Below are 15,911 nucleotides of genomic sequence, written 5' to 3'. Positions count from 1 at the left end.
CGCGCGTGAAAACTCCCTCGATCAATACGGCCAAGACTGCATCGGGCATCCCCGCTCTCCTGAAGACCGCCTGCTTCAACGCACTGATCGCGCTGGTGCTGTTCTCGCTGATGGTCGGCGTCCGCACCGAAGCCGGTTCCGACGGCCAGCTCACCTATTGGACGCGCTTCGGCGAGGTCGCCTCCCTCGTCGCCGCGGTATTCGGCGGCTCGATCGTGCTCGAGCTGCTCAAGCAATGGATCGGTCCGACCGGCGCCGAGAAGCTGGTGCCGCCGGCGGTGCGGAGCGGAATGTCGTTCCTCGGCCGCTATCTCGCACCGGCGCTCCTGATCTTCACGCTGCTGGTGCCCGTGATCTTCCATGACCAGCGCTACATCCTCGATCTCGCCATTCTCGTGCTCACCTATGTGATGCTTGGGTGGGGGTTGAACGTCGTGGTCGGCCTCGCCGGCCTGCTCGATCTCGGCTACGTCGCCTTCTATGCGGTCGGCGCCTATTCCTACGCGTTGCTTGCGACCAATTTCGGCTGGTCATTCTGGATCTGCCTGCCGCTAGCGGGCGTCCTCGCCGCATTCTGGGGCGTGCTGCTCGGCTTCCCCGTGCTGCGCCTGCGCGGCGACTACCTTGCGATCGTGACGCTTGCCTTCGGCGAGATCATCCGCCTCGTCATCATCAATTGGCAGGATCTGACCGGCGGGCCCAACGGCGTCTCCAGCATTCCCCGCCCCTCCTTCTTCGGCATCCCGCTCGACAATAGCGACAACGGGCTCGCCGCCAGGCTCGGCATCGAATATTCGCCGACCCACCGCATCGTCTTCCTGTTCTACCTGATCCTGGCGCTCGCGCTGCTCACCAACTGGGTGACGATCCGGCTGCGCCGCCTGCCGATCGGCCGTGCCTGGGAAGCCCTGCGCGAGGATGAGGTCGCCTGCCGCGCGCTCGGCATCAACACCACGACCACCAAGCTCACGGCATTCGCGACCGGTGCGATGTTCGGCGGCTTTGCCGGCGCGTTCTTCGCGACCCGCCAAGGCTTCATCAGCCCGGAATCCTTCACCTTCCAGGAATCGGCGCTGGTGCTCGCCATCGTCGTGCTTGGCGGCATGGGCTCGCAGCTTGGCGTCGCGCTCGCAGCGCTCGCCATGATCGGTGGTTTCGAGCTGTTCCGGAGCCTCGAGAGCTATCGCATGCTGGTGTTCGGCATGGCCATGGTGCTGATCATGATCTGGCGGCCGCGCGGCCTGATCGGCCATCGCGCGCCGACCGTGTATCTGACCAAGGCCAACGCGATCTCATCCGACCTCGTCAAGGAGGGGCACGGATGAGCCGCGACCAGATTCTCGAGGTTGACCGGCTCACCATGCGCTTCGGCGGCATCGTCGCGGTGCAGGACCTGTCGTTTGCTGCCGAGCGGAAGAAGATCACCGCGCTGATCGGACCCAACGGTGCCGGTAAGACGACGGTCTTCAACTGCATCACCGGGTTCTACAAGCCGAGCGGCGGTGTCATCCGCCTCAGCCATGACGACGGCAAGGTGATCGCGCTGGAGCGGCTGAACGATTTCCGCATCGCCAAGCAGGCCAAGGTCGCCCGCACCTTCCAGAACATCCGCCTGTTTCCCGGCATGACCGCACTGGAAAACCTGATGGTGGCGCAGCACAACACGCTGATGCGCGCCTCCGGCTTCACCTTGCTCGGGCTCATTGGCGCGCCCGTCTATCGCGACGCCGAGAAGCGCGCGATCGATCTCGCCACAGACTGGCTCAAGCGGGTCAATTTGCTCGATCGCGCCGACGATGCCGCCGGTAACTTTGCCTATGGCGACCAGCGACGACTCGAGATCGCACGCGCGATGTGCACCGAGCCCGCGCTCTTGTGCCTGGACGAACCCGCCGCCGGCCTCAATGCGCGCGAGAGTGCCGCCCTGAGCGAGCTGCTGCTGTCGATCCGCAACGAACTCGGCACCTCGATCCTGCTGATCGAGCACGACATGTCTGTGGTGATGGAGATCTCCGACCACATCGTGGTGATGGACCACGGTGTGAAGATCTCTGAAGGCTCCCCGCGCGAGGTTCGCGACGATCCGAAGGTGATCGCCGCTTATCTCGGCACCGATGAGGAAGAGGCGGCGGCCGTGATGGAGAGCGGGTCGTGACGGCGCCCACTGCCCTGCTCGCGATCCGCAGCCTTCGCGCCGCCTACGGCAAGATCGAGGCGCTGAAGGGCGTCGACCTCGAGATCAATGCCGGCGAGATCGTGGCGCTGATCGGCGCCAACGGTGCCGGCAAGTCGACGCTGATGATGACGATCTTCGGCAAGCCCCGCGCTCGCGCCGGCCAGATCCTGTACGAAGGCCGCGACATCACCGAAGTGCCCACCCACGAGATCGCGCATTTGCGCATCGCGCAATCGCCGGAAGGCCGCCGCATCTTCCCGCGCATGAGCGTGGCGGAAAATCTCCAGATGGGGGCGGACGCCACCGAATGCACTGACGCCGAACGCGAGGCGACGCTACAACGCGTGTTCACGCTGTTTCCGCGGCTGAAGGAACGCTACGCCCAGCGTGGCGGAACCCTGTCCGGCGGCGAGCAGCAGATGCTGGCCATCGGTCGCGCCTTGATGAGCCGTCCTCGCCTGCTCCTGCTCGACGAGCCCTCGCTCGGTCTGGCGCCGCTGATCGCGCGCCAGATTTTCGATGCGATCCGCACTCTGAACCGGCAGGACGGCCTGACCGTGCTGATCGTCGAGCAGAACGCCAACCACGCGCTCAAGCTCGCCCATCGCGGCTATGTCATGGTCAATGGCCTGATCACGCTGGCCGGGACCGGTGCCGAGTTGTTGCAGCGCCCCGAGATTCGCGCCGCCTACCTGGAAGGCGGCCGGCACGGCTGAGGCGGCCCAAGACGAGCCCGTGCGGCCGAATTTGGCGATATCTCTGCCAATGCCCGTATTTTGCCGGTGACTTCTCCTCGAATTCATTCAAGAATGGCGCCGGTTTGAACCGGGCATGCCCGGTAACTTCCACAGGCGACCACCCTCGAGGTATCTCATGAAATCACTGAAGCTCATCGGTCTGGCATTCGGCGCATCGATCGCGCTGTCGAGCGCGGCATTCGCGCAGGATCTCACCGTCGCAGTCGCAGGTCCGATGACCGGCGGCGAGTCCGCCTTTGGCCGCCAGATGAAGAACGGCGCCGAGATGGCCGTAACCGACATCAACGCCGCCGGCGGCGTCAACGGCAAGAAGCTCGCGCTGTCCATCGAGGACGACGCCTGCGATCCGAAGCAGGCACGCTCGGTCGCCGAGAAGATCGCCGGCGCGAAAATCCCGTTCGTGGCCGGGCATTATTGCTCGTCGTCGTCGATCCCCGCGTCGGAAGCCTATGCCGACGGCAACGTGCTCCAGATTACTCCCGCCTCCACCAATCCGAAGTTCACCGATAGCGGGCTGTGGAACGTGGCGCGCGTCTGCGGCCGCGACGATCAGCAGGGCCTGGTCGCCGCCCAGTACATCGCCAAGAACTACAAGGGCAAGAATATCGCCATCCTCAACGACAAGACCACCTACGGCAAGGGTCTTGCGGACGAGACCAAGAAGGCGCTCAACAAGGCCGGCGTCACCGAGAAGATGTACGAGTCCTACAACAAGGGCGACAAGGACTTCAACGCGATCGTCTCGCGGCTGAAGCGCGACAACATCGATCTCGTCTATGTCGGGGGCTACCATCAGGAGAGCGGCCTGATCCTGCGCCAGATGCGCGACCAGGGCCTCAAGACCGTGCTGATGGCCGGCGACGCGCTCGCCGACAAGGAATACGCCTCCATCACCGGCCCGGCCGGCGAAGGCACGCTGTTCACCTTCGGCCCCGATCCGCGCAACAAGCCGACCGCGAAGAAGATCGTCGAGGCCTTCAAGGCCAAGAACATCGACCCCGAGGGCTACACGCTCTACACCTACGCGGCGATGCAGGTCTGGTCGCAGGCGGCCAAGAAGGCCGGCACCACCGATGCCAAGAAGGTCATGGCGGCCATCAAGGCCGGCAAGTGGGACACCGTGATCGGTCCGATCGAGTATGACGCCAAGGGCGATATCAAGCAGCTCGACTACGTCGTCTACAAATGGGACGCCAAGGGCGGCTACGCCGCGATCAGCGGCAACGGCACCTAAACACGCTTGCCGAGGCCTGAAGGCCTCCTCCAATCGTCATCGCGCCCCGGCTTGCCCGGGGCGTTTCTTCCTGCGTCAGGGTCAGACGGCTGCGGGGAGCGCGCCGTCCACCGCGGCTTTGGCCTTCCGCAGTGCCTGAAGAAGATCGTTCGGCCGAAACGGCTTTTGCAGGCAGACCACGTTGGCGAGGTGGGGCGATTGTTCCATGAAGTCCAGCGCCGTCATCCCCGACACGGCAACGACCGGCAGGCCGGGTGCAAGCTCGCGCAGGGTCGAGATGACCTCGACGCCGCTGGTATCGCCGAGGAAAATGTCCACGATTGCCGCGTCGAAGCAGGCTTCGGTGAAGGCTTTCACCCCGGCTGCGCCGCTGTCGGCCTCGACGACGTCATAACGGTTGACGCGCAGCACGATCGCGACCATCGCCCGGACGTCCTTCTGGTCGTCGATGATGAGAACGCGGGACATAGGGAACAACTCCCGGATCCTGAATTCAAAATGCTTGATTCAAACCTGGAACCCGTAGCGGCGGGAGAGCATTATGGCACCGTCCAGTAAAGCGCATCTTACCCGATCCCCCGTGCGCGCTCCCTATTAAATTAAGTAAGCTGTAACCTTCGGTTGAGTCGCGACCGGTTTTGTCATGATGCGTGCCCAGAACCCGCTACCATGGACGGAAATTCGTTGGGCCAAATGAGATTGGCAAAAATGCTCAAGACCGATCTGCGAGAGCTGCACGTGTCCGCGCCGACCGATCGGAACACATTCCTTTCGACGCTGCCGGCTACCCCGAAAGACCGCACCGCAGCATTGGCGATCGTGGGCGTCTCCTCGATCCTGTTCGCAATGGCCGTACCCTTCGCAGGTATCCCGCTGCTGCCTGTGCCAGCCTTTGTCGCGAGCTATCAATCCGCCCTCGTGGTCGCGGACATCGTCACCGCGGTCCTGCTGTTGTCGCAGTTTGCGGTGCTCAGGACCCGCGCGCTGCTCGTGCTCGCGACCGGCTATCTGTTCACCGCCGCCGCGGCCGTGGTCCATGCCCTCACCTTCCCCGGACTCTTTTCGCCGGCCGGGTTGCTGGGGGCCAACCAGCAGACCACGGTCTGGCTCTACATGATCTGGCACGGCGGCTTCCCGCTCTGCGTGCTGGCCTACGCCTGGCTGAAGGAGGCCGACGGCGGCGCCCAGATCGCGGGCTCGGCAAGCAAGGCGATCTACGCCAGCGTGGTCGGCGTCGTCGCGGTCATGATCGTTTTGACCTCGATCGTCACTGCCCAGCACGACCTGCTTCCGGTCCTGCTGCGCGATGGCCGTTACACGCAGATCATGATCGGCGTGGTGTCCTTTGTCTGGTCCTTGAGCTTCGCCGCGCTGGTCTCGCTGTGGTTCCGCCGTCCGCATTCGGTCATCGACGTCTGGCTCATGGTTGTGATGTGCGCGTGGCTGTTCGACATCGCGCTGTCGGCGATCGTCAACGTCGCGCGTTTCGATCTCGGCTTCTACGGCGGTCGTGTCTACGGCCTCTGCGCGGCGACCTTCGTGCTTGCGGTGCTCCTGATCGAAAATGTCCGCCTCCAGGCGCATACGCTGGGTCTCGTCGGCAGGCTGCGCCAGCAGTCGGCGTTGGATCGCGACTACTACGGCAAGCGCCTTGCCCTGTACGGCGCCGTCGTCGAATCCGCCAATGATGCCATCATCACGAAGACGCTCGACGGTGTCATCACGGGCTGGAACAAGGCCGCCGAACATCTGTTCGGCTATGCCGCCGCGGAGGCCGTCGGCCAGCCGATCGACATCATCGTGCCGGAGGACCGCAAGGCTGAGGTCAGGGGTATCCTGAACCGGGTCGGCGGCAACGAAACGATCGCCCAGCACGAGACGGTCCGCATCCGCAAGGACGGCCGGCGCGTCGACGTTGTCCTCAATGTTTCCCCGCTCAAAGCAGCTAGCGGAGAGATCATCGGCGCCTCCAAGATCGCCCACGACATCACGGAAGAGAAGCAGGCACGAGAAAAACTGCGCCGTGAGGTCGAGGAGCGGCAGCGGATATTCGAGACCTCACAGGACCTGATCCTGGTCACCGACGGTTTTGGCAATTTCATCCAGGTCAGCCCGAGCGTGAAGACCATTCTGGGCCTGAGTCCGGAGGACATGATCGGGCACAGCGCCACAGAGTTCATTCATCCCGATGACCTCCAGAAGACGCGCGACGAGATGCGCGCGGCGCGGCGTGGCGCGGTCAAGCGCAGCTTCGAGGCGCGCTACTACCACTACGACGGTCACGAGGTCACCCTGAACTGGATGGGCACCTGGTCCGAACCGGTCAAGCGCCATTTCTTCATCGGCCGCGATCTCACTGAGAAGCAGGCCGCCGAGGCGCAGTTCAGGCACGTCCAGAAGATGGATTCCATCGGTCAATTGACCGGCGGTGTCGCGCACGACTTCAACAATGTGCTGACGGTCATTACCGGCACGATCGGTATTCTGGCGGACGCGGTCGCTGACCGTCCCGAGCTCGCCGCCATCACCAAGCTGATCGACGACGCCGCCGAGCGCGGCGCGCAACTGACCAAGCATCTGCTCGCCTTCGCCCGCAAGCAGCCGCTCCAGCCGCGCGAAATCGACGTCAACGCATTGACGCTCGAGGCCGCAAAGCTCCTGCATCCCACGCTCGGCGAGCATATCACCATCATGCCGCAACTCACCGAGGATGCGTGGCCGGCACTGATCGACCCGGGCCAGCTTTCCACCGCGATCCTCAATCTCGCGTTGAACGCGCGCGATGCGATGCCCGACGGCGGCACGCTGGTGCTGGAGACGCGCAACATCTTCCTCGACGACGGTTATGCCAGCATGAATCCCGACGTGGTGGCTGGCAATTACGTCATGATCGCCGTCAGCGACACCGGCTCCGGAATCCCGCCGGAGTTGATCGACCGGGTGTTCGATCCCTTCTTCACCACCAAGGAGGTCGGCAAGGGCACCGGCCTCGGGCTCAGCATGGTGTTCGGCTTCGTCAAGCAGTCCGGCGGACACATCAAGATCTACAGCGAGGAAGGCCACGGCACGAGCGTGAAGATCTACCTGCCGCGCTCGAGCGGCGTGCAGGAGACCGAATTCGAGGCGCTCCAGAACGCGCCCGTCACCGGCGGCCACGAAAAAATCCTGATCGTCGAGGACGACGCGCTGGTGCGCCAATATGTCGTGACCCAGATCAAGAGCCTCGGCTATACCGCCCTCGAAGCCGCCAACGCGGCCGAGGCCCTCGTCATCATCGACGCCGACAAGGACATCGACCTGCTGTTCACGGACGTCATCATGCCCGGCAACATGAACGGCCGCCAGCTCGCCGATGAGGCGGCTCGCCGCCGCCCCGACCTGAAGACGCTGTTCACCTCGGGCTACACCGAGAACGCCATCGTCCATCACGGGCGGCTCGATTCCGGCGTGCTGCTGTTGGCAAAGCCCTACCGCAAGTCCGAGCTCGCCAAGATGCTGAGGACCGCGCTCGCGGGTTGAGCCTGCGGCATCCCTGCGATATCGCTGAAGCGGACGCCTTTCAGCCTGCGGAGCCGCCTTGAAAAACCTTCTCACCGATATCGCCGGCGTCCGCGTCGGCCATGCCGAGGACGCGAAAATCGCCACTGGCACGACCGCGATCATCTTCGACGCCCCCGCGGTTGCGGCCATCGATGTTCGCGGCGGCGGACCCGGCACGCGCGAAGACGCGTTGCTCGACCTCGCCAGCACCGTCGATCGCGTTGACGCCATTGCGCTGTCCGGCGGCTCAGCCTTTGGAATCGACGCCGGCGGCGGCATCCAGGCCTGGCTCGCCGAACTAGGCCGTGGCTTGCGGATTCGCGAGGCAGTGATTCCGATCGTCCCGGGCGCAATCGTTTTCGACCTGCTCAACGGTGGCGACAAGGCCTGGGGACGCTTCGCGCCCTATCGCGATCTCGGCTACGCCGCAGCGTTGGCCGCCAGCGACGATTTCGCACTCGGCAGCGTCGGCGCCGGCCTCGGTGCCACCACCGCGACCTTCAAGGGTGGACTGGGGTCGGCCTCCGCGGTCCTGGCCAATGGCATCAAGGTCGCCGCGATCATGGTCGTCAACGCGGTCGGCAGCACAACTGTTGGCGAAGGGCCCTGGTTCTGGGCTGCGCCGTTCGAGGAGAACGGCGAGTTCGGCGGGCGCGGGCTGCCGTCCGTGTTCACGCCGGACATGCTGGCGATGCGCATCAAGGGCGGACCGGCCGCGAGCGCACGTGAGAACACCACGATCGGCCTCGTCGTTACCGATGCCATGCTGACCAAGGCCCAGGCCAAGCGGCTTGCGATGATCGCGCATACCGGATTTGCCCGCGCGATCTATCCGGTGCATGCGCCGACCGACGGCGACGTGCTGTTCGCCGCCGCAACGGGCGAGAAGCCGATCGAGCCGCTGGTCGGCCTTACCGAGCTCGGAACGATCGCCGCCAACGTGGTCGCACGCGCGATCGCGCGTGGTGTCTACAATGCGACGGCCCTGCCGTTTGCCGGCGCAACGCCGGCGTGGAAGGATCGGTTCGGCTAGAAACGAAACGGCGGACAGCGCGTTACCCTGGCGGGCCAAGGTGCACCGCCATGCCGTCTTCCGTGATCCGCTTTTTCCGCTATGCGCCCGAGACGCGCGAAATGAAGGTGACTTTCGTCAGCGGACGGCTCTATGTCTACGAGGACGTCCCGCCCGAGGTCGCCGCGGCATTCAAGGCCGCGCGCTCAAAGGGTACGTTCTTCAACCATGAGATCCGTGACCGGTATGCCTGTCGTGACATCACGCACGAATATGCCGGCTAACCGTGAGCACGGCTACACTGTCATCGACGTCGATGACCCCGATGATCCCGCCGAAGCCTGCGCCTGGCGCTGCATCATCTGCCCGAACCAATCATAGGGCGAATTGCGCCCGCCTGCCCCGTTCGAAGAGCTGGAGGCGCCCGGGACCGTCGTCGACATCTTGAAGCCGTCGGCGTAGGTGACGGTGGTGGTGGTCGAACCGTCGGCGCCGGTCGTCGAAGTCGAGGTCGAGCCGCCGCTGGACGGCGAGGAGGAATCCGAGCCGCTGCCGGAGGCATCGCCGGCACCCTGCGCGTGATGGTGGCCGTGGTGGCCGCTCTTCAGCGCCTTCGACATCTCATCGAGGTTGACGCTGCCGTCGGTATTCGAATCCAGCTTCGAGAAAACGTCGTCGGCCTGCGCGAGGTTGGTGCCACCAGCGCCGAGCGCATTCTCGAATTCCGACTTGGTGATCTTGCCGTCGCCATCGCCATCGATCTGCGAGAACAGATCCTTCAGGGCGGCATCGCGGCGCGTCGAGGACGAGGATGTCGAGCTCGACGAGGTCGAGTTGGCGGCGCTGCCAGTGCTGTCCGTCGACTGGCTCTGCGCTGCGAACAGCGCTTTCATCGTCTCCGGCGAGATCTGCGGTGTTTTGCCCGCATTGACCGACGAGGTCGCGCCGGTCGTGCTGTTGCTGCCGCTGTCGATCGCGAACGGATTGGTCGGAGGCTTTTGCGAGGACCCCGTCTTCTGCGTCGACGAGGACGATTTCGAATTTGTCAGCGACTGGATCGCGTCGAGCGCGCTCGATACGGCCCCAAGAGCGAACAACATTGCACAACTCCAACCGATGCGGCATGCCGCGGCCAATGTTCTGTTCAGGTCAAGTCAGCAAACGCCGTGCCAGCGCAAAAAGCTCAATGAAATCCGCTTTCACCACACTTTGCACGGCCCGGGAACACCGGCAATTCATGCCGGTCGCGGCAGAAATTTCCGCCCACAGGAAGCACGCCGCCCCTGCATTGCCCGGCTGAGGGGCCCATGTTAGGCGAGTCCATCTTTCACGGCCGCCACGGGAAACCGCCATGACCCAAGCCTTCGTCCCCCGCCCCCTGGCAATCGCGCCCTCGATACTGGCCTCGGATTTCTCCAGGCTCGGCGAGGAGGTGCGCGCCGTGGACGCCGCCGGAGCCGACTGGATCCATCTCGACGTCATGGACGGGCACTTCGTCCCCAACATCTCGTATGGCCCCGACGTCATCAAGGCGATGCGCCCGCACACCAAGAAGATCTTCGACGCGCATCTGATGATCTCGCCCTGCGATCCCTATCTGGAGGCCTTCGCGAAAGCCGGCTGCGACCACATCACCGTGCATGCCGAGGCCGGTCCCCATCTGCACCGCTCGCTTCAGGCGATCCGCGCACTCGGCAAGAAGGCCGGCGTTTCGCTCAATCCGGGCACGCCGATCAGCGCGCTCGAATACGTCCTGGACCTGGTCGACCTCGTGCTGGTGATGTCGGTCAATCCCGGCTTCGGCGGCCAGGCCTTCATCCCCTCCGCGATCGGCAAGATCCGCGACATCCGCGCCATGACAGCGGGCCGTCCGATCGACATCGAGGTCGATGGCGGCGTCGGGGCCGACGTCGCAGGTCCCCTGGCTGCAGCCGGGGCCAACGCCTTCGTCGCCGGCACGTCCGTGTTCAGGGGCGGCACGCAGGACGCCTACAAGACCAACATCGCCGCAATCCGCAACGCCGCCGCGGGTGCACGCGGCGAGGCGATCTGAGGGCCCGCTCGGCTCCGCCGACGTGCGGCTTCTACGGTGTTGCGGCGCGCAATGCCTAAATTTGCAACCTTGATCCGTACTCCTCCGGGCTTCCCTGATTCGCGCAAATCACCGCTAGTGATTCTTGCCTGTTTCGCGGGAGCACATCATGACGACGACCCTGGTTTGGACTGGCGTGGCGTTGTGGCTTGGTTTTTGTGCGTTTGTTGTGTTTGGTCCATCGGCCGGACCGGTGAAGGTCTCGCTACGCTCGGCCCGCATCGCTCGTCGCGACTGGTATCGGGCCTGACCCCATGCAGATCGCGCTTGTGAAACGTCAACCGAAGCGCCGGTGCCGCATCCCGCGGCGCCCGCATCCTGATCTCGATTTTTTCTTCGGTCGACTCGAACGCACCGAAGGCGAGATGCGCGACGACACCGGGCCCGAGATGGACCTGGATCACCCGCTCCGGTCACCGCACCGGCATTGAATTCTTTTCTGGACCAAACTCATGAAGCCGCATTGCCCGAACTGCCTGAAGGAAATGACCAAGGCATCCGCGTCGCGTAACCTGTTCAACTGCGAGCCCTGCCGCGAGATCATCCAGTTCTTCGGCGGCAGCGCGGATCACGGCGAGCCCGGCCCGCAATTCTCCTGGCCGATCCGTCGCAAGCGCTCCGTCCACACCGCTCACGCGGCCTGAACCTCCAGTATCCAGAGCGCGGCCCTATCCGGCCTCCTCGCCCGCATCCGCAGCCATTCGCGGCGGCCGGACCACGGTGACGGTGCAGGCCGCTTCCGAGGCCACCTTGGCCGAGACGCTGCCGAGCAGCGTGCGGCGGAACGAGCCCTGCCGCGCGCCGATGATGATGTGGTCGACGTGGTTGACCTCGCAAAACTCCAGGATGGCCGCGGCGGGGTCGACCGCTTCCAGCACGTGAGCCGACAGCCGGCTTTCATCCAGCTTGAGCGGCGTGGCCCAGTGCCTGAGCGCCACCAAGCGGTCGATATGCTTGTTGGAGCCCTGCTCATCCAGCGTCCTGTCGATCGCGATGCGGTTGAGCTTCAGCACGTTGAGACAGGCGAGCCGCGCCGACGGCAGCGTGGCGAGAATACGCTCGGTGGTGACGCGCAACGCTTCGTTCAGCTCGGGGGCGCCTTCCACCGTGTCGAGCGCGACCGCGAGGATCGGGCTTGATGCGATCTGGGCTGCGACATCCGATTTCGCGCGCGGCTGCATGACGCCCTGGTTGAAGCGGCGCCGCCAAGCGACGCTTAACGGATCGCGCTTCATCCGCTCCGAGCGTGTGGTGAGTCTGACCTGGTCCGGATGGGTGAGATCGAAGGCGAGCTGGGACGCGGTCGGATAGCGCCGCACCGGCTCGATCTCGAGGCATCGCAGCACCACCTCCTGGAGCCAGGGCGGATAGTCGGCGCGAAGCGAGCGCGGCGGGTGCGGATCGCGCCACAGCCGGCGCCGCATCGCGCGCAGCGTCTCGCCCTCGCCGAACGGCCGCTCGCCGGTCGTGAAGAAATAGAGCAGCACGCCAAGCGAGAACAGATCGCTGCGCGGATCGTCGCGCACCCCTGACAACCGTTCCGGCGCCATATAGGGCGCAGTGCCGTAAGGCAGGCGGAATTCCTCCTGCAACAGGTCCGGCAGATGGTTGTGATGCGACAGGCCATAGTCGATCAGCACCGCCTCGCCGCTCTCGCGGAACATGATGCTGCTCGGCTTGATGTCGTGATGGATCACGTTCTGCCGGTGCAGATCCGCGAGCCCCGTCGCGATCCTGGCGACGAGCTGCCGCGCCTCGTCATACGGCAGCGGCAGGTCGGGCAGCCGCTTGTAGAGTGTGGTCCCGGAGATGCGCTCGATCACGACATAGGCTTGGTGGGCGAAGTCGCCGGTGCCGAAACATGAGGGCACGTGCGGCCCGGCCAGCCGCGGCAGGATCATCATCTCCATCTCGAAGGAGACGATCGCCGCGGGGTCTTCGCCCTCCGACACCCGCGGAATCTTCATCAGCAGCGGCACGTCGAGGCCGGGACGGGTGACCGTCCACAGCGTCGCCATACCGCCGGCATGGACGCATTCGCCGATCGTGTAGCCGTCGATCTCTGCGCCTGTTTTGACGAGGGGTTTCGGCATCGGCCTCTAGCGCCCCTGCGACAGCCGGTCGGCGAGCCAATGCGGCAGGCCGTTCTCGCGGATCCGGTTCGCGGCCGTCTCGACATCGTAGGGCGCGCGGCAATAGGTGATCTGGCACGAGACGGTGTCGAACAGCACGAAAGCCGCGGATGGATCGCTATCGCGGGGTTGGCCGACCGAGCCAAGCACCGCAAGCCATTGCCGCCCGCGCAGCAGCGGTACGGAGACGTCGGTCTTGGGCACGAGCCCCGACATCTTCGCCGTCACCGACATCGAATAGATCGCCGGGCGGTGGATGTGGCCGCAGAACGTGACATGAGCCGGCGTCGCGATCAGGCTTTTGGCGGCATCGGCGGTCGTTCGGACATAGTGCCAGCTTCGGGGGCTCGAGGCTTCCGAATGCACGAACAGGCGATCGCCGTCCTCCACCAGCATCGGCAATTCCGCCAGGAACCGCCGCTGCGCGGTGTCGAGCCGGCCGCGGGTCCATTCGATCGCGATTTGCGCCTCGGCATTCATGGTCTCGGCCGAGGAATTCACCGCCTGGTCATGATTGCCGCGCACGGCGACGGCGCCTTGGGCAACGAGCTCCATCGCGGTATCCACCACCCATTCCGGATCGGCGCCATAGCCGACGAAGTCGCCAAGCAGGATGAAGCGCTCGGCGCCACGCGCCCGCGCGACTTTCAGGCACGCCTCGAACGCCTGCCGGTTGCCGTGGATATCCGAGAAGACAGCGAGAAGCACGCACCCTCCACCCTCGAACCTTATTGGGAGCCGATAAGGCCAAATTGAGGGAGGTCAAGAACATGCGCCAGCGGAGCGCGGTTTGCCAGCACTGCCCTGTCGCGATGGTGAAGAGCCTATTGCTCGTCCTTCGGCGGCATCCGGGGCGGCGGCAACGGCGTGAACACGGCGCCCTGCGCGCCGGCCGGGGGTGCCAGGAATTCGCCGGTCGAGGAATCGCCTCCGCTCGTCTCCATGATAGTCTTGGGCGTCACATATTCCCTGACCATGTCGATGAGGCTGCCATCGCCGCCGCCGAAATCGGCGGCCCGGCCGCCTTGCGGATGTCCCAGCGCGATCTCGTTCTCCGCCGCATGGGTCTTGTCGGCCAGCCTGTCATTGTAGGGCACACGAAAGGCGCGCGGGATGCCGCTCGGCCGATTGTCCTCGTCGAGCTGCTCGACCCAGAGATAGATCGAGCCGGGATCGCCCTCCAGCGAATGCGGCTCGACGATGCGGGTCTTCAGCAGCTTGAAGGAGGCCGGCAGCCGGTCGGCGCTGGCCCAGCCGAGCAGCCCGCGCATTTCCGTGAAGCTGACGACATAGAAGGCGCTGGTCACGACCACCGCGACGGCCTTGATTGACCAGTGCAGCCGCGCATAGACGAGCACGACCAGCAGCAGCGCGCCGATGACGGCGTAGGCTATCGATAGCGTGAGGATGACCGTCTGCAGGCTAGTCACGGCGCACCCTCACAGCGTTCCTGCTCACGCCGGTGTTCGGGTCGAGATCGGCGCCGTTGCGCCAGCCGCTGCGGAAGGTCTCCAGCAGCGATTTCGGCCGCTGATCCACATTGACGACCTTGCCTTCGGCGTCGAGCCGGAACCGCACCGCCGTCTTCTCGTCGCCGGTGTGATCGACCGTGAACTTGTTATCGAAGATCACCTGCGCCGTCGGATTGAGTTTTTGCACCTTCACATTGGCCGTCACGGGCTCGCCGGTCGTGGCGACGAAATGTGAGACATTGACGGTGTATTCGCCGGGAACGATGCCCCGCACCGTGACGATCTCCTCGCGGATCGGCGAGGCAATCTTCTTGCCGTTGACCATGATGAAGTCGTTGGCTCCGCCGCGATCGTCGCGGTCGAGCGTGAGGAAGCCGGCCTCGCGGTGGCGATACCAGGCGATATTGCCCACGGGATCCTGCACGAACAGGTCGAGATCGTCGGGGTGGCTGTCCGGCCAGTCCAGCGTGATCATGAACTCTGCCTTGGAATCGATCTTGCCGTCCTTGGCGTCCGGCGAGACCGCGAGCAGCGCCAGGAAGAACAGGAAAGCGATCACCTGGAGCGCCTTGAACAGCATCACGCCCAGCGGGTCGAACGGCTCCTCGCGCGGATAGAGACCGAAATCATCCATCATGTCGCGATTCCAGCGCGCTTGATTCCAGAACCCTTGCGCTCCAGCACCGGCGTCACATAGGTCTCGGTCAGCACCACCGCATCCGAGAACACCTTCTGGGTCGCGGCATCCAGCATGTAATACTGGATGCGGACCAGGATCGAACCGACCAGGCCCGCCAGCGTCGTGTACATCGCGACCGCCATGCCGTCGCTCATCAGCCCCATCGAGGATCGCATCGCGACCTTGTCGGCGGCATCCAGCCCCGCGATCGGCGCCAGCATGATGATGAAGCCGACGATGGTGCCGAGCAGGCCGAGCTTCATCAGCGTGTCCGAGACGAAGGCGCCGAAGCCGTTGGAACCGCGCAGGCGGTCGGCGAGCGTTCGCAGCAACAGCGTCTGGTCGACAGGCCGGTAGTCCTGCGCCGCGGCCTTGGTCACGAGGCTCTCGATGTGGTCCCGCACCAGCCCGCGTGCCAGCTCGGCTGCGCCGGCGTCGAGCGCCCTGCCGCCCTCGGGCGCCGCAAGCACCGCGCGGCAGCGCCGGGCCGCCGCGCCCTCGTGGGCAATGGCCCGCGTGCGCAGGAAGCAATGACCGCAGGTGAGGACATAGAGCAGCGCGATCAAGCTGGAAATGTAGGTCCGGTCCGAGGTCAGCATCAGACGGATCAGGCCGAACCGCCACAACAGCACGACGGCGAAGATCGAAAGCCCGGTGAAGATCATCCAGAACAGGAGCGCGCTACGCTCGGATGGGTCGGCAGCAGGCCCCGCGATCGGCCCAATCGTCATCGAACTCATGCTGCACCGCTCCTGGCCGTGAATTCCGCCCATTAGATCAAAGCCGCCGCGCCCGGTCCAAAGAGCCATGCCCAAT

General features: G+C 64.8%; 18 protein-coding genes. 11 read left to right on the top strand and 7 right to left on the bottom strand.

The genetic code is table 11. The features are described 5' to 3' along the window. Positions 1 to 5: 5 nt before the first annotated feature. The 4 genes from livM (at position 6) to AC0L2J_RS16335 (ending at position 4,168) form a co-directional block, all read left to right on the top strand. Positions 6 to 1,325 (top strand): high-affinity branched-chain amino acid ABC transporter permease LivM, encoded by a 1,320-nt coding sequence (gene livM, locus AC0L2J_RS16350; protein ID WP_007612033.1) that lies wholly within the window; start codon positions 6 to 8, stop codon positions 1,323 to 1,325. Next, positions 1,322 to 2,155 carry an ABC transporter ATP-binding protein gene (locus AC0L2J_RS16345; RefSeq protein ID WP_007612034.1) on the top strand — a complete coding sequence of 278 codons (834 nt, stop codon included), beginning with the start codon at positions 1,322 to 1,324 and terminating at the stop codon, positions 2,153 to 2,155. The genes livM and AC0L2J_RS16345 overlap by 4 nt, the downstream gene beginning before the upstream one ends. Continuing rightward, positions 2,152 to 2,892 (top strand): ABC transporter ATP-binding protein, encoded by a 741-nt coding sequence (locus AC0L2J_RS16340; RefSeq protein ID WP_007612035.1) that lies wholly within the window; start codon positions 2,152 to 2,154, stop codon positions 2,890 to 2,892. Before AC0L2J_RS16345 ends, AC0L2J_RS16340 begins: the two co-directional genes overlap by 4 nt. A gap of 157 nt (positions 2,893 to 3,049) precedes the next feature. Beyond that, on the top strand, positions 3,050 to 4,168 hold the full coding sequence (locus AC0L2J_RS16335) for a branched-chain amino acid ABC transporter substrate-binding protein (protein ID WP_473391967.1): 1,119 nt from the start codon (positions 3,050 to 3,052) through the stop codon (positions 4,166 to 4,168). Between the two features lie 81 nt (positions 4,169 to 4,249). On the opposite strand, the gene AC0L2J_RS16330 is transcribed toward AC0L2J_RS16335, so the two are convergent. Continuing rightward, positions 4,250 to 4,636, bottom strand: a complete 387-nt coding sequence (locus AC0L2J_RS16330; protein WP_007612037.1) for a response regulator — start codon at positions 4,634 to 4,636, stop codon at positions 4,250 to 4,252. Positions 4,637 to 4,876: 240 nt separating this feature from the next. Here AC0L2J_RS16330 and AC0L2J_RS16325 point away from each other — a divergent pair, with 240 nt between their 5' ends. From AC0L2J_RS16325 to AC0L2J_RS16315, 3 genes are read left to right on the top strand one after another with little or no spacing between them, the layout of a single operon-like run. Next, the gene (locus AC0L2J_RS16325) at positions 4,877 to 7,687 is read left to right on the top strand and encodes a PAS domain S-box protein (RefSeq protein WP_473391961.1); all 2,811 of its coding nucleotides are present in this window, start codon (positions 4,877 to 4,879) and stop codon (positions 7,685 to 7,687) included. A 58-nt stretch (positions 7,688 to 7,745) separates the two neighbouring features. Next, positions 7,746 to 8,741, top strand: coding sequence for a P1 family peptidase (locus AC0L2J_RS16320; protein WP_473391957.1), 996 nt, complete (start codon positions 7,746 to 7,748; stop codon positions 8,739 to 8,741). A 50-nt stretch (positions 8,742 to 8,791) separates the two neighbouring features. Next, positions 8,792 to 9,004 (top strand): KTSC domain-containing protein, encoded by a 213-nt coding sequence (locus AC0L2J_RS16315; protein WP_473391954.1) that lies wholly within the window; start codon positions 8,792 to 8,794, stop codon positions 9,002 to 9,004. Positions 9,005 to 9,016: 12 nt separating this feature from the next. Here the strand turns inward: AC0L2J_RS16315 and AC0L2J_RS16310 are convergent, their stop codons facing one another. Continuing rightward, a complete protein-coding gene (locus AC0L2J_RS16310; RefSeq protein ID WP_473391951.1) occupies positions 9,017 to 9,820 on the bottom strand; it encodes an EF-hand domain-containing protein in 804 nt (267 codons plus the stop codon). A 251-nt stretch (positions 9,821 to 10,071) separates the two neighbouring features. Here AC0L2J_RS16310 and rpe point away from each other — a divergent pair, with 251 nt between their 5' ends. From rpe to AC0L2J_RS16290, 4 genes are all read left to right on the top strand, one after another. Then, positions 10,072 to 10,773 carry a ribulose-phosphate 3-epimerase gene (rpe, locus tag AC0L2J_RS16305; protein WP_063995791.1) on the top strand — a complete coding sequence of 234 codons (702 nt, stop codon included), beginning with the start codon at positions 10,072 to 10,074 and terminating at the stop codon, positions 10,771 to 10,773. A 148-nt stretch (positions 10,774 to 10,921) separates the two neighbouring features. Beyond that, complete coding sequence (locus tag AC0L2J_RS16300) at positions 10,922 to 11,062, top strand: hypothetical protein (RefSeq protein WP_007612044.1); 141 nt, start codon at positions 10,922 to 10,924, stop codon at positions 11,060 to 11,062. A gap of 4 nt (positions 11,063 to 11,066) precedes the next feature. Then, positions 11,067 to 11,243: a hypothetical protein gene (locus AC0L2J_RS16295; RefSeq protein ID WP_167552300.1), complete on the top strand. Its 177-nt coding sequence runs from the start codon at positions 11,067 to 11,069 to the stop codon at positions 11,241 to 11,243. Between the two features lie 21 nt (positions 11,244 to 11,264). Further along, positions 11,265 to 11,456 (top strand): hypothetical protein, encoded by a 192-nt coding sequence (locus AC0L2J_RS16290; RefSeq protein ID WP_007602380.1) that lies wholly within the window; start codon positions 11,265 to 11,267, stop codon positions 11,454 to 11,456. Between the two features lie 24 nt (positions 11,457 to 11,480). On the opposite strand, the gene AC0L2J_RS16285 is transcribed toward AC0L2J_RS16290, so the two are convergent. From AC0L2J_RS16285 to AC0L2J_RS16265, 5 genes are all read right to left on the bottom strand, one after another. Then, positions 11,481 to 12,905, bottom strand: a complete 1,425-nt coding sequence (locus AC0L2J_RS16285) for a protein kinase domain-containing protein (protein WP_473391942.1) — start codon at positions 12,903 to 12,905, stop codon at positions 11,481 to 11,483. A 6-nt stretch (positions 12,906 to 12,911) separates the two neighbouring features. Next, positions 12,912 to 13,652: a metallophosphoesterase family protein gene (locus tag AC0L2J_RS16280; protein WP_473391939.1), complete on the bottom strand. Its 741-nt coding sequence runs from the start codon at positions 13,650 to 13,652 to the stop codon at positions 12,912 to 12,914. Between the two features lie 116 nt (positions 13,653 to 13,768). Further along, positions 13,769 to 14,374, bottom strand: coding sequence for a hypothetical protein (locus AC0L2J_RS16275; protein ID WP_473391935.1), 606 nt, complete (start codon positions 14,372 to 14,374; stop codon positions 13,769 to 13,771). Further along, positions 14,367 to 15,053 carry a hypothetical protein gene (locus tag AC0L2J_RS16270; RefSeq protein ID WP_063995787.1) on the bottom strand — a complete coding sequence of 229 codons (687 nt, stop codon included), beginning with the start codon at positions 15,051 to 15,053 and terminating at the stop codon, positions 14,367 to 14,369. Before AC0L2J_RS16270 ends, AC0L2J_RS16275 begins: the two co-directional genes overlap by 8 nt. Further along, entirely contained in the window at positions 15,050 to 15,835 is a 786-nt protein-coding gene (locus tag AC0L2J_RS16265) for a MotA/TolQ/ExbB proton channel family protein (protein ID WP_473391931.1), read from the bottom strand. The genes AC0L2J_RS16270 and AC0L2J_RS16265 overlap by 4 nt, the downstream gene beginning before the upstream one ends. Positions 15,836 to 15,911: the final 76 nt, after the last annotated feature.

Source organism: Bradyrhizobium sp. MV1.5 (assembly GCF_055807615.1).
This window is presented reverse-complemented; position numbering and strand designations above follow the sequence as displayed.

Bases quoted from the DNA above. Each gene is read 5' to 3' on its own strand.
- AC0L2J_RS16345 (WP_007612034.1), top strand. From the start codon at position 1,322: ATGAGCCGCGACCAGATTCTCGAGGTTGACCGGCTCACCATGCGCTTC.
- AC0L2J_RS16335 (WP_473391967.1), top strand. From the start codon at position 3,050: ATGAAATCACTGAAGCTCATCGGTCTGGCATTCGGCGCATCGATCGCG.
- AC0L2J_RS16330 (WP_007612037.1), bottom strand. From the start codon at position 4,636: ATGTCCCGCGTTCTCATCATCGACGACCAGAAGGACGTCCGGGCGATG.
- AC0L2J_RS16325 (WP_473391961.1), top strand. From the start codon at position 4,877: ATGCTCAAGACCGATCTGCGAGAGCTGCACGTGTCCGCGCCGACCGAT.
- AC0L2J_RS16315 (WP_473391954.1), top strand. From the start codon at position 8,792: ATGCCGTCTTCCGTGATCCGCTTTTTCCGCTATGCGCCCGAGACGCGC.
- AC0L2J_RS16310 (WP_473391951.1), bottom strand. From the start codon at position 9,820: ATGTTGTTCGCTCTTGGGGCCGTATCGAGCGCGCTCGACGCGATCCAG.
- rpe (WP_063995791.1), top strand. From the start codon at position 10,072: ATGACCCAAGCCTTCGTCCCCCGCCCCCTGGCAATCGCGCCCTCGATA.
- AC0L2J_RS16300 (WP_007612044.1), top strand. From the start codon at position 10,922: ATGACGACGACCCTGGTTTGGACTGGCGTGGCGTTGTGGCTTGGTTTT.
- AC0L2J_RS16295 (WP_167552300.1), top strand. From the start codon at position 11,067: ATGCAGATCGCGCTTGTGAAACGTCAACCGAAGCGCCGGTGCCGCATC.
- AC0L2J_RS16290 (WP_007602380.1), top strand. From the start codon at position 11,265: ATGAAGCCGCATTGCCCGAACTGCCTGAAGGAAATGACCAAGGCATCC.
- AC0L2J_RS16285 (WP_473391942.1), bottom strand. From the start codon at position 12,905: ATGCCGAAACCCCTCGTCAAAACAGGCGCAGAGATCGACGGCTACACG.
- AC0L2J_RS16270 (WP_063995787.1), bottom strand. From the start codon at position 15,053: ATGATGGATGATTTCGGTCTCTATCCGCGCGAGGAGCCGTTCGACCCG.
- AC0L2J_RS16265 (WP_473391931.1), bottom strand. From the start codon at position 15,835: ATGAGTTCGATGACGATTGGGCCGATCGCGGGGCCTGCTGCCGACCCA.